The sequence below is a fragment of the Corynebacterium sp. HMSC074C05 genome, from assembly GCF_001838325.1.
Classification (GTDB): domain Bacteria; phylum Actinomycetota; class Actinomycetes; order Mycobacteriales; family Mycobacteriaceae; genus Corynebacterium; species Corynebacterium amycolatum.
In genome coordinates this window covers 103548-117981 of record NZ_KV836280.1, presented here as the reverse complement: position 1 = coordinate 117981, position 14434 = coordinate 103548, and the positions used below count along the sequence as shown (strand labels likewise).

Sequence of the window (14434 nt, the reverse complement as noted above, 5' to 3'; positions counted from 1 at the left end):
GCTCGAATATTCTTTCCCAACAAGCGGATTAAACACTACCTTAAATAGCACGTACGTTCGATATTAATGTGCGAAGAAAAGCGCCGCACACCACCGCGCGACGCTCTAACCTCAGCCGAACACTACATTGCGTAATGCTTACGCCTTCACATCCAGGACTACATCGAATTCGAGCAAATCAGCCGACGACGACACCGGCTTGCGCTTTTCGCCCTCATGCGATGCCTTGAACGCACGGCCCTCACGCCACCCCTGGTAGGCCTCCTCGCTCTCCCACTCAGTGAAGACGAAGTAGCGGCTCTCCCCTGCGGTTGGACGCAGCAGCTGGAAACCAATAAAACCCGGGACATCGGTCATTTTCGAAGAGTTAGCGGAAAAGCGACGTTCGAGCTCTTCTCCCGCACCCTCAGGAACGGTAATAGCGTTAATTTTTACAATGCTCATGGTCATAACACTAGCCACACGACTCTCAACAATCTATAGTTCCACCGCTACTAAACTTAAGAAGTATGACTGAATGCAGCCGCCACCAACACTCTTCAGGGTCTTACCAAGACGCAACTCAACGCACGACAAAATTTATCAATAATCCCGTGCGGCTGGGGACGGCGATTGGCGTCATCACCGCAGTGATTACGCTGCTCGCGCTGCTTAACGCCCATATCATCGGCTCCATTGGCTGGTGGATCATGATAGCGCTTTTACTGGCCCTCATCGGCGCCACTCTTTTCGTGCGCCAGGCAAAAACACCCACCAAAGAAACTCGGCCATCCTATTTCGCCGAGCCGATGCGTGAGTCACCAAACGACATCTCTTGGACCTCCAGCGTAAGCGTGCTGCTGATTTTCCCCGGCGCATGGATTATTGCTGCTGTCGCCGAACGAATCTCCTCTACACCGATCGCCTGCATAGTGACCCTAGTTCTGTCCGCCATCACCGCTACCTGCGCAATCCTGCCGCGGCAATTCGGCTTCCTCCCGATGGCCACACAACTTCCCGACGACTTCGCCCAACGCTGCCCTTATCCCGCCGACTCACCAGAGGCCCGCATCCTCGCGGTCCTCTTCACCGCACGTCTGCGCGACAACTACGTCTTCTTCACCGACCAGCTGTCTTACTTCGCCATGCTTGACGACGATGCCGTGAGCGCAGCCCTCCACACACTCGTGGCCGATAAGCGCATCACCATCACCAGGAACAATTCGGCCCTGACGGAAAAGGGCCGCGCCCGCGAGTTTGCACAACTCACAGACACGGCCCTTGCCAACTAGTGGCTTACTCCCACTCAATGGTTCCCGGCGGCTTGGAAGTCACATCCAGGACCACTCGGTTGACCTCTGGCACCTCGTTGGTAATACGCGTGGAGATCTTCTCCAAAGTGTCGTACGGAACGCGAGTCCAGTCAGCGGTCATCGCATCCTCGGAGGAAACCGGGCGCAGCACAATTGGGTGGCCATAAGTACGACCATCGCCCTGAACACCGACCGAGCGAACGTCGGCAAGCAGGACGACCGGACACTGCCAGACAACCTCATCCATACCTGCGGCCGTCATTTCCTCGCGCGCAATGGCGTCGGCACGGCGGAGGGTATCCAGGCGCTCCTCATCGACAGCGCCGATGATGCGGATACCAAGCCCCGGACCCGGGAACGGCTGACGAGCAACGATTTCTTCCGGCAGCCCCAGCTCACGGCCGACCGCACGGACCTCGTCCTTGAACAGCAGGCGCAGCGGCTCAACGAGGGTGAACTCAACGTCATCCGGCAGACCACCGACGTTGTGGTGGCTCTTGATGTTGGCGGTACCAGACCCACCACCGGACTCCACCACATCCGGGTACAGGGTGCCCTGAACCAGGAAGTCCACGGTCTCGCCCTCCGGAGCCCCCTCCAGCGCCTGAGCGACAGCGCGCTCGAAGGATCGGATGAACTCACGGCCGATAGTCTTACGCTTGGTCTCCGGATCGGTGATACCAGCCAAAGCATCCAGGAAGATTTTGGAGTCGTCGACGGTAATCAGCTTCGCACCAGTTGCGGCAACGAAATCTTTCTCAACCTGCTCGCGCTCGCCCTGACGCAGCAGCCCATGGTCGACGAAGACACAGGTCAGACGGTCACCAATAGCGCGCTGCACCAGCGCGGCGGCAACTGCGGAGTCAACGCCGCCAGACAGACCGCAAATTGCGCGACCGGTCTCACCGACCTGATTACGGACCTGCTCAATCAGCTCTTCCGCGATATTAGCGGCAGTCCAGTCCGGCTCCAGGCCAGCAATCTCGTACAGGAACTTCTCCAGAACCTGCTGACCATACGGCGAGTGGTTGACCTCCGGGTGGTACTGCACACCGGCCATGCGCTTTTCCAAGCACTCGAAAGCGGCTACCGGAGCACCCTTGGTGGACGCCGTAACGGTGAAGCCCTCCGGTGCCTCAGACACCGCGTCACCGTGGCTCATCCACACCTCGTGCGTCTCCGGCACACCAGCGTGAGCGACACCGCCACCGTCGACGACGTTTAGCTGCGTGCGGCCGTACTCACGGTCACCGGTAGCAGCGATCGTGCCGCCGAGCACCTCAGTCATCGCCTGGAAACCGTAGCAAATACCAAACACCGGAATGCCCAGCTCAAGCCACTCTGGGTTGAGCTTCGGGGCACCTTCGGCGTAGGCACTGGACGGGCCGCCGGACAGCACCAGCGCGGCCGGGTTCTTGGCCTTGATTTCTTCGGTCGTCGCATCATGCGAGACCACTTCGGAATAAATTTTTGCCTCGCGCACACGTCGCGCGATGAGCTGCGCATACTGCGCACCGAAGTCCACGACGAGGACGGGCTTAGTCACCTGTTCAGACACGCCCTAAAGCTTATCAAGACTTACGGACTGCAGGCATACCCAGGTTCAGTGCAGCCGGAGCATCTTCCGGCACAGCCGGGTTCACCGGAGCAATCGGTTCCAGTCGCACGTAGGACTCACCCTGAGCCGGACGCTGATCTTCCTCACCCTTGTTCGGCCACAGCGACGTTGCACGCTCCGCATTCGCGGAAATCGACAGTGACGGGTTCACCCCCGGGTTGGCTGCCATCGCCGAGCCGTCGTGAATCGAGAGCGTCGGGTAGCCCCACACGCGCAGGTACGGGTCGACTACGCCGTTTTCGGGCGAATCCGAAATCGTCGCACCACCAATGAAGTGAGCTGTCAAAGGAATGTTTGCCAACTCACCGATAGTGCCACCAGCCAGCACACGACCATTCCGACCACGTGCATTGAGCTTATCCGACGCACGTTGCGTAGCTTCATTACCCGACGGAATCCACGTCGGATTCGGCTCCCCCTCGCCCTGCTTACTCATCAGGAAACGCACCGGCCCGATCTTTTGCAGGTACGTCGTAATCGAGTTGTCGCGATTCTGCATCACCAAAGAAATCACTGTGCGCTGCGACCACTTACGCAGGTTTACGAGCTGTGTCACGTAGTTAGGGTGCTTTACGACGGTTCCCACAGCCTGGAGCCAACGCGGAGTTGCACGGCCCCCTTCAGTCATAATCATCTGCAGCATTGCGATGGCATTAGAGCCCTTGCCGTAGCGCACTGGCTCGATATGGGTGTCCTCGTCCGGGAAGAATGACGAAGTGATGGCTACACCGTTAGAGAAGTCATTTTCCGGGTCCACCTTCGTACCCATCGCGCCCAAAATAGCCTCGGAGTTGGTGCGGGTCAGCTTGCCCAAAGACTTCGGCAGCAGCGGCAAGTACCCATCGGCCTGCTGCCGGTGCAGCAAATTCTGGGTTCCCCAGGCACCGGCGGCGAGAATGACGCGCTTAGCGCTAAACTGCTGCTTGCCCTTAGCTACCCAACGGCCAGTGCGCTCAGTGTCAATAACCCAGGAACCATCAGCCTGAGGATGCAGACCGGTAACGGTAGTGCGGTCAAAGACCTGCGCACCGAACTTCTCCGCCAAGTAGAGGTAGTTCTTAACCAGGGTGTTCTTGGCATTATGACGGCAACCAGTCATGCACTCACCACATTCCGTACAAGCAGTCCGGTCCGGTCCAACGCCACCAAAGTAGGGATCGGAAACTGTTTGCCCTGGCACACCCTGACCTCCAGTCTTGGCACCGAAGAACACGCCCACCGGGGTTGAGCGGAAAGTATGGCCCACACCCATATCTTCGGCTACCTCACGCATGACGACGTCGGCAGGCGTGTCGGATGGGTTGGTGACCACCCCGAGCATACGAGATGCATTGTCATAGTGCGGAGTGAGTTCTGACTCCCAGTCGGTAATGTGCCCCCACTGACGGTGCTGGAAGTACTCGGTACCCGGCTTATACAGAGTGTTTGCGTAGTTAAGGGAACCACCGCCGACTCCAGCACCAGCGAGAATCATGACGTCTTTCAACATGTGCACACGCTGGACACCAAAGAGACCCAGCTTCGGCGCCCACAGGTACTTGTGAAGCCGCCAGCTGTTTTTGGCAAAGTCTTTATCTTCGAATCGTCGACCGGGCTTCGAGAACTGCCACTCGGTAGCCTTTTTCAGTCAACCGCAAGGCAGAAACGGAACCACCGAAACCGGAACCGACGATTACAACATCGAAATCGGGTTGTTTACTCATGGGAAAAGCCACCTTCGTTAAGGGCGTAACGCTAATGCGCGGAACATATGTTCCTAACCCTAAGCGGAGGTGGCTTTTCAGTAAGGTAGTTTCACGAAAAAACTATCCGATTACTTTAACTAAAAACCCTTTGGACGTACCGATAGCTCAACGCGGTGGAAGGACTTCAGGTTGGTAAAGCCGCACTTGGCCATTGCGCGACGCAGGCCACCGGCGAGATTGCGGTCACCGAACGGCGAGGCGGACGGGCCAAACAGAGCCTCTTCCAGGCTGACCAATTCCTTCTCATCGTCGACAACCGGCCACACCGCACCGCGCGGGTACTTCGGGTGTGCCGCAACAGACGGCCAGACATAGCCCTGCCCCGGAGCTTCGTTGACGGTTGCCAGCACACTGGACAGCGCCACAGCATCCGCACCGCAGGCGATTGCCTTGGCAATATCACCGACGGTATCAATGCCGCCGTCGGCAATGATGTGGACGTAGCGGCCCTCGGTCTCATCGAGGTAGTCCTTACGAGCAGCTGCAGCATCCGCAATAGCGGTAGCCATTGGCACATCGATGCCGAGCGCATCCGGGGACGTCGTAAAGCCTGTACCGACGATTACACCAGCGGCGCCTGAGCGCATCAGATGCAGCGCAGTCTGGTAGTCGACAACGCCACCGGCAATAACCGGAACGTCCAGGCTGCCGATGAAGTCCTTGAGGTTCAGCGGCGCACCCTGAGCAGTGACATGCTCTGCGGAAATCAGCGTGCCCTGGATAACCAACAAGTCAATGCCAGCTTTAATAGCCAGCGGCGCCAACTCACGGGCGTGCTGCGGGGAGACACGAACTGCAGTAATCGCGCCGGTTGCGCGGATTTCCTTGATGCGCTCAACCAACAGCTCCGTATCAATCGGAGCAGAGTGCAGTTCCTGCAGCTTGCGGTTCACTGCTTCGGATTCGCGCTTGGTGGCGGCGTTCTTTGCCAGCTCCACCAACTCGGCGATCTTGTCCTGCGCATCGGCATGACGGGCCCAGATACCCTCGGCGTTGAGAACCGCCAAACCACCCAGACGAGCAAATTCAGCGACGGATTCCGGGCTGGCGATGGCATCTGTCGGATGCATCATCATCGGGAGTTCGAAATCGTAGGCGTCAATTCGCCAGGAGGTATCGACGTCCTTGGACGACCGAGTACGACGAGTGGGAACGAGTGCAATATCGTCCAACTCGTAGGTCCGGCGTGCCTCGCGGCCAATACCGATTTCAACGATGTCGCGCATGAGCTTTCCTCACATGCCCTTTCCGTGGAATTTAACTCGACTAAGCCAGTTTAGCGCTGGTAGTAGTTCGGCGCTTCGACAGTCATCTGGATATCGTGCGGGTGCGACTCGCGCAGGCCTGCAGCGGTGATCTGGACAAACTGTGCGTCGTGCAGCTGCTCGACGGTAGCGGAACCGGTGTAGCCCATAGCTGCGCGCAGACCACCAACCAGCTGGTGAACGATGGAGTCGATGCTGCCGCGGAACGGAACACGGCCCTCGATACCTTCCGGAACCAGCTTCTCTTCGCTCTTGACGTCAGCCTGGAAGTAGCGATCCTTGGAGTAGGAGCGCTTCTCACCGGTCAGGCCGCGGCCCTGCATGGCGCCCAGCGAGCCCATGCCGCGGTACATCTTGTACTGCTTGCCGTTGACGAAGGTGACCTCACCCGGAGCCTCAGCGGTACCGGCCAGCATCGAACCGAGCATGACGGAGGATGCACCGGCCGCCAGAGCCTTGGCGATGTCGCCGGAGAACTGCATACCGCCATCGGCGATAATCGGAACGCCAGCCTTCTTAGCTGCGACAGAGGCTTCCATGATGGCGGTAATCTGCGGGGCACCTACACCTGCGACAACGCGAGTGGTGCAAATCGAGCCCGGGCCGATACCGACCTTGATGGCATCTGCACCCGCGTCAATCATGGCCTGTGCAGCGCCACGGGTAGCCAGGTTGCCGCCGATAATCTGGATGTTCTCGCCGAATTCCTTCTTAACGCGGGAGACCATCCCAAGTACACCTGAGTTGTGGGCGTGAGCGGTATCAACAACGAGCACGTCTACGCCTGCGTCAGCCAATGCGTGTGCGCGCTTCCAGGAGTCCTCGCCGGTACCGATGCCAGCACCGACCAGCAGACGGCCGGAACCATCCTTGGAAGCATTCGGGTACTGATCCTTCTTGACGAAGTCCTTGACGGTAATCAGACCAGTCAGACGGCCTTCGCCATCGACGATCGGCAGCTTCTCCACCTTGTGAGCGCGCAGCAGGTTCAGCGCCGCATCGCCAGACACACCCTGCTCAGCCACGACGAGCGGCATCGGTGTCATGATTTCGGAAACCTTGCGGTTCAGGTCTGCCTCAAAACGCATGTCGCGGTTGGTGCAGATACCGACCAGCTTGCCGTCCTTGTCGACGACCGGCAGGCCTGAGATGCGATAACGAGCGCACTTGGCATCTACTTCGGCGATGGTGTCATCCGGGGAACAGGTCACCGGGTCGGACACCATGCCGGCCTCAGAGCGCTTCACAATCTCAACCTGCTGCGCCTGCTCCTCGATGGACAGGTTGCGGTGCAGGATGCCCATACCGCCCTGGCGGGCCATGGCAACAGCCATGCGAGCCTCGGTGACGGTGTCCATAGCAGCGGACACAATCGGAACGTTCAGACGCAGCTCACGAGTGAGCTGCGTCGAAGTATCAACGCCGGAGGGGATAACGTCCGAAGCGTCCGGCAGAAGCAGGACATCATCGAATGTAAGGCCGACTAGTGGAATCTTGTTGGGATTGTCTCCGCCGAGGCTAATTCCCGTGGGGTTGGTCATGGACTCCTCCTGCTCCACCCTTGCCGACATCCGGCCAGGGGCGCTATCGCTTCGTGGTTGCCAAACGTTATATACAGGGTAGTCCTTAAGTGATGAAACGCGACAATTAGGCGGAGCGACAGGTGCCCGACAAGGGTTAGCCAAAAGCTAGCTGAGGGTTATACCAAGGTGAACTAAACCCCAACTAAGTGCATTGCCAATCGTCGGGATTGCCGTACAGAGCTGTTACGGTAGTGATTGTGAACCACAACTTTTTCTCATCCATGCCGCGGGATCCGTTCGAAGGAGATCCCAATGACCCGGCAAGCTTTCTCGAGCCGGATGAGCCGTTTGCTCCGCTGACAGACCAGGAGCGTCGAGAGGTTCTTGAAGATCTGGCCGCAGTTCGTCTATTCCGCACCGCTTTGAGCCCAGAGGGATTACTGGGCGTCTGCATGTTGTGTGAGGACTGCGGTGACGAGCACTTTTACAACTGGGAAGTTTTGGAAAACCACTACCTGATGCTCCTGTCTGGACAGGCGTCCCCGGTTCACGAGCCACAATTCGATCCAGACCCCTCCCGTTACGCCCCATGGGACTACTGCGCAGGCTTTGTCGACGGTCTGCGTTCTCGCCGACCTGGCCGTTTCTAAAAATTTGATAAGAGTTTGACGGAATTGTTTGCGTAGTATCCCGGCTGGTCTCCTTAGGTTTACCAACCGTTCATTGTTGGCCTCCACACTTGAGCTCACTGCTTCAAGAAAGCTCAATGAAGGAGACATCAATTCCGATGACGTACATCGACCACTTGCCCGGGCCCAATGCGGATTTGTGGGATTGGCAGCTGCACGGCTCTTGCCGCGGGCAGGACTCCGCGACCTTCTTCCACCCGGAAGGCGAGCGCGGACGCGCACGCAGCCTACGCGAAGCTCATGCGAAGGCTATCTGCCGTTCTTGCCCCGTTCTTATGCAGTGCCGTAGTCACGCACTCAAGGTTGGTGAGCCATACGGTGTCTGGGGCGGTCTCAGCGAATCTGAACGAAATGAAATCCTTCGAGTTAAGCCGGCCGCACGTGAACGCGAACTTGAACGCGTTCTAGTCACTGCCATGTAGTCCCTCCCCTTCTCTCGGACTCCAGCCAGTTCCAGTTCACATAAAACCAAAATGCTCCCCACCCTCAGATTGAAAGGTGGGGAGCATTTCACGTACTAGCAGCTAGCGCACTAGCTCACGGGAAATTAGTGAGCGTGATCGTGCTCCGGCTCCTCTTCCGGCTTGTCCACAACGGAAGCCTCAGTGGTCAGCAGCATGCGTGCCACGGAGGTTGCGTTGACGACTGCGGAGTGAGTGACCTTGACCGGGTCAATGACGCCGGACTCAATCAGGTTCTCGTAAGTGTCAGTAGCAGCGTTGTAGCCGTTGCCGTTCTCCAGCTCTCCGATGTGGTAAACGACAACTGCGCCATCCTTACCAGCATTCTCAGCAATCCAGAAAGCCGGACGGGTCAGAGCCTTGGCAACTGCACGGACACCGACTGCCTCGTCACCCTCGAACTCGTCAGCAAATGCCTCGAGTTCACGGGAAATCTGCACCAGTACGGAACCGCCACCGGCGATGACGCCTTCTTGAGCTGCTGCACGAGCAGCGTTAATGGCATCCTCAACGCGCAGCTTGCGCTCATTGACCTCGGTCTCGGTTGCAGCGCCGACCTTAATAACAGCCACACCGCCAGAGAGCTTCGCCAGACGCTCTTCCAGCTTCTCGCGATCCCAGTCAGAGTCAGTGCGCTCAATCTCGGCACGGATCTGGTTCCGACGCTCTTCCACGGCCTCAGCGGTGCCAGCACCGTCAACCAGGACGGTCTCGTCCTTGGTAATGGTGATGCGGCGTGCGTTACCCAGCACCTCAAGTCCAACGTCCTTCAGCTGCATGCCAGTGTCAGCCGTAACGACGGTTGCACCGGTGACAACTGCCAGGTCATCCATGAACGCCTTACGACGGTCACCGAAGTACGGTGCCTTCACTGCGGCGACCTTCAAGGTCTTGCGCATAGCGTTGATGACCAGTGCGGACAGAGCCTCGCCCTCGATATCCTCAGCCATGATCAGAGTCGGCTTGCCGGACTCGGCAATCTTCTCCAGAATCGGCAGGAACTCCGGCAGAGAGGAAATCTTCTCGCGGACCAGCAGCACCTGTGCACCGTCGAGAATTGCCTGCTGAGCCTCAACGTCGGTAATGAAGTACGGCGAGAGGAAGCCCTTGTTGAAGGACACGCCCTCGGTCACGGACAGCTCGGTAGCAATCGACTGCGACTCCTCCACAGAGACGACGCCGTCCTTGCCAACCTTATCCATGGCACCTGCAACCAGGTCACCGATTTCAGTGTCGCGCGAGGAAACGGTTGCCACCTGCGCGATGGCAGCAGAGCTGCTGACCGGGGTGGCACGCTGCTTCAGCAGCTCAACCGCCTTGTCGGATGCAGCGTGAATACCGCGATTCAGAGAAATCGGGTTTGCGCCGGCTGCAACGTTGCGCAGCCCCTCGTGGACTAGCGCCTGTGCCAGCAGCGTTGCGGTAGTAGTGCCGTCACCGGCAACGTCATTGGTCTTGACCGCAACGGACTTAACCAACTGCGCGCCGAGGTTCTCAAACGGATCCTCAACGTCGATGTCGCGGGCGATGGTCACACCGTCATTGGTGACCAGCGGACCGCCGAAGGCCTTGTCCAGGACTACGTTGCGACCCTTCGGGCCAAGCGTGACCTTGACTGCGTCGGCAAGCGTGTCCACACCGCGCTTGAGGCCTTCGCGAGCCTCTTCGTTAAAAGCAATAAGCTTCGCCATGTGTGGGTACGTCCTCCCTTTAGTTCTCGATAACAGCCAGGATGTCGCGCTGCGACAGCAGCAGGTACTCCTCGCCCTGGTACTTCAGCTCAGTGCCGCCGTACTTGGAGAAGATGACGATGTCGCCCTCCTTGACGTCCATAGGAATGCGGTCATCGTCATCGGCCCAACGACCCGGACCAACCGCGATAACGGTAGCCTCCTGTGGCTTCTCCTTAGCGGAGTCCGGGATAACCAGGCCAGAAGCCGTGGTGGTCTCTGCTTCGTTGATCTGAACGAGGACGCGGTCCTCCAGCGGCTTGATGTTGACGTTCGCCACGATGAATTCCTCCATACATGCGGTGATGTGATGTTCTTGTGCCGGTTGGTCTGCCGTGCACAGCCGTCGTCGCGGGTGAACAACTGTGTGTCAAACAACCTTCGTTAGCACTCTACCTCTGCAAGTGCTAACACTCAACAACAGTGAGCGCTAATGCTAATTGGTCAGCTTGTCGGGGTTGCAAGCCATACGACCGAACACAGTAACCGTCATCCCGTGTTCCTTGATGTACTCATCCGTAAAGCAGGGGCCACCAGAACCGGTCGTGTAACGACTGTCTGGCTCCCTCCTTTGCCAGGCACCTTCGTCCCATTGGTACACCGCCAGTCCCCCCACTGTTTGCGCGTCCACCTATCGCCCACCATCCGCCACAGGCGACAATCGTAAAGTTTTCCTCCGTGGTTGGGAACTCCGACGCCTCACAGTCTCCGCTAAACGGAGCCGAGTGGTAATCAGTCTCATTGCATTACGGGTTCTTCCACTGGCATGGATGGGTCGGTCGGACAGGCGTAGCCAGAGGGATTGACCCCTGCGGCAATTAGGTAGGCGGCAGCTGCGCCAATCATGACACCGTTGTCGGTACACAGCTTAATCGGCGGCACGTGCAGCGTAATTCCCGCCGAGGTAGCTCGCGCCGCTGCGAGTTCACGCAACCTCGAGTTCGCAGCTACACCACCACTGAGCAGCAGCGTAGTAGCCCCCACATCCTGAGCCGCACGGACAGCCTTCTTGGTCAACACATCGCAGACCGCCTCCTGGAAGGAAGCACAGACGTCCTCTACGGAGTATTCATGACCTTCTTTCTCCGCTGCCTCGACATAGCGGGCCACGGCTGTCTTCAAGCCGGAGAAGGAGAAGTCGTGGCGCGCATCCTGCTGGCGCATCATGGCCCGAGGAAACGCGATGGCCTTGCGATTTCCCTGCTTAGCCAACTTATCGATAATCGGGCCGCCCGGGTAACCCAACCCAAGCAACCTAGAAACCTTGTCGTATGCCTCTCCGGCCGCGTCGTCAAGCGTCGATCCGAGCTCCTCCATCGGACGACCAACCCCCTGCACACGCAACAGCTGCGTGTGCCCGCCGGAAACTAGCAGCGCCACTGCATTGGACAGATCCGCGCCGTCGAGAGCTCCGACAGCAACATGGCCACCAAGGTGGTTAATACCGTAGAAAGGCACGCCCCAGGCGGCGGCATAGGCCTTCGCGCCTGCCGAACCAACCAGCAGCGCACCGGCGAGACCAGGCCCTACGGTAGCGGCGACGGCATCTGGGATAAAAGTATCGATACCGAGCTTGGCAGCTGCTTGCGCACGAGCCTCGGAAACTACTGGCTGCAAGGCCTCCAAGTGAGCGCGGGAGGCAATCTCGGGAACCACACCGCCGAAGCGGGCGTGCTGTTCCATGGAGGATGCGACGACGTCGGCAAGCACTTCCACCTCTGGAATGGCTGGGGTGCTGGTGTCCGTGTCGTCGTAGCGCACACGCATCACTGCAGCGCCAGTCTCATCGCAGGAACTCTCGATTGCCAGCAGGGTCAACTCGGTCATAGCAGTCATGGTACTAGCGCACCACCGGGTCGCTTACCAGCGACCGAGTTTAAATTTCGAGGCGGCCGAGGTTCCTCACAGCGGCACGCCAGAGAGCGTATTCCTCTGGGTAGTCATCGCGGTAGTGGCGAACGGCGCGCATACCGTGCTTAATACGCTCAATTTCCTCGTCGCCGATATCCTCGCCCTCGGCGTCGACGAATACGACCGTTCCGCAAATTGCTGTGGTGGGGTCGGTGAAGAAAGCCGAGTTGCCCGTAGCAGCCTCATTGCGACCGAGGGACGCGACCGGGTTCGGTTCAGCGCCCTCAGCCTTGGCCGTCGGGTTGTAGAGAGCGGCGTAATCGACGCCATCTTCCTGAAACGCCACCGAAACACGGTCGGAGGAAACTCCGCCGAGGAATGTAGCAGCGGCCTCCAACTCAAATTCGACGATGCGATGCGTCAGGTCAGGGTTCACCAGAAAACCTTTAATCATGGAAACAGAGGTACCGCACCGCATCCGCTCCCGCATCTCGAGAGCGCTACCCCCACTATGGCCGCGGGATGTTGCGGAGGTTCGACCGTGCCATGTTGATCATCTGGCCCACGCCGCCGCCAAAGACGGTGCGAGTAGCGGCCTTGGAGAATCCCATCAGCATGTCCCAGGTGATATTCGCCGGGATGGACAGGGCATTCGGGTCGGTGATCATGTCCACCAGTACCGGGCCGTCGTATGCCAGCGCCTCTTGAATCAGGCGAGGTGCATCGGCCGGATCTTCAATGCGGATAGCCTTGATGCCCAGCGACTCCGCGACTCCGGCGTAGTCGACTGCCCCGTGGTCGGTCTGGTGCTCTGGCAGACCCTGGACCAGCATTTCCAACTTGACCATGCCGAGCGAGGAGTTGTTGAACACAAACATCTTGATCGGCAGCTGCTGCTGCTGCACGGTGATGAGCTCACCGAGCAGCATTGACAGGCCACCGTCACCGTTGAAGGTAATGACCTGACGGTCCCGGTCAGCAGCCTGCACACCAATGGCCTGCGACAGTGCATTGGCCATAGTGCCGTGACGGAAAGAACCAATCTGCTCTCGCCTGCCATTCGGCGTGACGTAGCGTGCAGCCCAGACATTGCCCATGCCGGTGTCAACGGTGAAGACGGCATCGTCATCGGCGTACTTATCAATCAGGTCGGCCACATACTCCGGGTGAATCGGGCGCATGTTCTCAACGTCATGGGTGTATGCCTCGATGACGTGGCTGAGCAGGCGCTCGTGGTTCCGCAGCTGCTTGTCCAGGAAGGAGCGGTCGGTCTTTTCATCCAGGTACGGCAGGATGGTTTCGATCGTTGCGGCCACATCGCCGACGACTGGGTACTTCACCGTGGTACGACGACCGATGGCGCGACCATCGATATCGACCTGGGCGACGTTCTTAGTCGGCAGGAAGTCGTTGTACGGGAAGTCAGTACCGAGCAGAATCAACAAATCAGCATCGTTAGAGGCATCGTGGCAGGCGCCGTAGCCCAGCAGTCCGGACATTCCGACGTCATAGGGGTTGTCGTACTGGATGTACATCTTGCCACCCAGCGCATGCCCCACCGGCGACTTAATCTTCTCCGCAAGCTTGAGCACCTGTTCGCGGGCATCCTTCACACCTGCGCCACAGAAAAGCGTGACGGTTTTAGCCTCATTGATTGCGTCGGCAAGCGCGGCGGCCTGGCCGGCATCAGGGAATACGACTGGGCGACCGCTGCTGATAGTGGAGGTGACGAACTCATCATTTTCCACTTCATGCGTTGTAATGTCGCCCGGCAGAACCAGCACGGAAACTCCGTGGCCAGTCATGGTCGACTGGATAGCATGATGCAAAACGACGCCACCCTGCTCAGCGGAGTTCACCATCTCGCAGTAACCGGAGCACTCGTTGAAGATAAACTCCGGATGGGTCTCCTGGAAGAAATTCGAGCCAATCTGGCGAGAAGGAATGTGCGATGCCAGCGCCAGCACCTTTGCGCCGTTGCGGTGGGAGTCATAGAGGCCCTGAATGAGGTGGGTGTTACCCGGACCGCAAGAGGCCGCACACACTGCTAATTCGCCGGTGACCAGGGACTCGGCACCGGCAGCGAAGGCCGCAGCCTCCTCGTTGCGAACGTGCACCCACTCAATGGAGGACTCACGCACCGCGTCGACAATCGGGTTCAAACTATCTCCGACGAGTCCGAAGATTCGCTTGACACCCTGCTTCTCTAGGGTTTCTACGAGCTGCTTTGCAAAGGTTTTAGCCATGTGACCGGTCTAAC

The 14434-nt window shown here is 58.7% G+C and carries 12 protein-coding genes and 1 pseudogene; 3 read left to right on the top strand and 10 right to left on the bottom strand.

Annotation, left to right across the window (positions count from 1 at the left end):
* Nucleotides 1-138 precede the first annotated feature (138 nt).
* Nucleotides 139-444, bottom strand: coding sequence for an antibiotic biosynthesis monooxygenase family protein (locus HMPREF3042_RS01350; RefSeq protein ID WP_038629377.1), 306 nt, complete (start codon nt 442-444; stop codon nt 139-141).
* Nucleotides 445-509: 65 nt separating this feature from the next.
* Between HMPREF3042_RS01350 and HMPREF3042_RS01345 the strand changes: the two genes are divergently transcribed.
* Nucleotides 510-1271, top strand: a complete 762-nt coding sequence (locus HMPREF3042_RS01345; RefSeq protein WP_070855849.1) for a hypothetical protein — start codon at nt 510-512, stop codon at nt 1269-1271.
* Between the two features lie 4 nt (nt 1272-1275).
* On the opposite strand, the gene guaA is transcribed toward HMPREF3042_RS01345, so the two are convergent.
* The 4 genes and pseudogenes from guaA to guaB form a co-directional block, all read right to left on the bottom strand.
* Complete coding sequence (gene guaA, locus HMPREF3042_RS01340; RefSeq protein WP_070855848.1) at nt 1276-2850, bottom strand: glutamine-hydrolyzing GMP synthase; 1575 nt, start codon at nt 2848-2850, stop codon at nt 1276-1278.
* Nucleotides 2851-2863: 13 nt separating this feature from the next.
* Nucleotides 2864-4613: pseudogene (locus tag HMPREF3042_RS01335) on the bottom strand (FAD-dependent oxidoreductase).
* 119 nt (nt 4614-4732) lie between these two features.
* A complete protein-coding gene (locus tag HMPREF3042_RS01330; RefSeq protein WP_070855847.1) occupies nt 4733-5881 on the bottom strand; it encodes a GuaB3 family IMP dehydrogenase-related protein in 1149 nt (382 codons plus the stop codon).
* Between the two features lie 50 nt (nt 5882-5931).
* Nucleotides 5932-7461, bottom strand: coding sequence for an IMP dehydrogenase (gene guaB / locus HMPREF3042_RS01325; RefSeq protein ID WP_070601284.1), 1530 nt, complete (start codon nt 7459-7461; stop codon nt 5932-5934).
* A gap of 263 nt (nt 7462-7724) precedes the next feature.
* Between guaB and HMPREF3042_RS01320 the strand changes: the two genes are divergently transcribed.
* Together HMPREF3042_RS01320 and HMPREF3042_RS01315 are read left to right on the top strand one after the other, a co-directional pair.
* Entirely contained in the window at nt 7725-8093 is a 369-nt protein-coding gene (locus HMPREF3042_RS01320) for a DUF5319 domain-containing protein (protein WP_038629374.1), read from the top strand.
* 137 nt (nt 8094-8230) lie between these two features.
* Nucleotides 8231-8554 (top strand): WhiB family transcriptional regulator, encoded by a 324-nt coding sequence (locus HMPREF3042_RS01315; RefSeq protein WP_083327403.1) that lies wholly within the window; start codon nt 8231-8233, stop codon nt 8552-8554.
* A 125-nt stretch (nt 8555-8679) separates the two neighbouring features.
* Here HMPREF3042_RS01315 and groL read toward each other — a convergent pair whose 3' ends face one another.
* From groL to HMPREF3042_RS01290, 5 genes are all read right to left on the bottom strand, one after another.
* The gene (gene groL / locus HMPREF3042_RS01310; protein ID WP_049190355.1) at nt 8680-10284 is read right to left on the bottom strand and encodes a chaperonin GroEL; all 1605 of its coding nucleotides are present in this window, start codon (nt 10282-10284) and stop codon (nt 8680-8682) included.
* Between the two features lie 19 nt (nt 10285-10303).
* Nucleotides 10304-10603 (bottom strand): co-chaperone GroES, encoded by a 300-nt coding sequence (gene groES / locus HMPREF3042_RS01305; RefSeq protein WP_005510054.1) that lies wholly within the window; start codon nt 10601-10603, stop codon nt 10304-10306.
* 458 nt (nt 10604-11061) lie between these two features.
* Nucleotides 11062-12141, bottom strand: coding sequence for a tRNA (adenosine(37)-N6)-threonylcarbamoyltransferase complex transferase subunit TsaD (tsaD, locus tag HMPREF3042_RS01300; protein WP_070855924.1), 1080 nt, complete (start codon nt 12139-12141; stop codon nt 11062-11064).
* Nucleotides 12142-12199: 58 nt separating this feature from the next.
* On the bottom strand, nt 12200-12628 hold the full coding sequence (locus tag HMPREF3042_RS01295) for a hypothetical protein (protein ID WP_038627743.1): 429 nt from the start codon (nt 12626-12628) through the stop codon (nt 12200-12202).
* A 55-nt stretch (nt 12629-12683) separates the two neighbouring features.
* A complete protein-coding gene (locus HMPREF3042_RS01290; RefSeq protein ID WP_070855845.1) occupies nt 12684-14420 on the bottom strand; it encodes a pyruvate dehydrogenase in 1737 nt (578 codons plus the stop codon).
* Between the last annotated feature and the right edge of the window lie 14 nt (nt 14421-14434).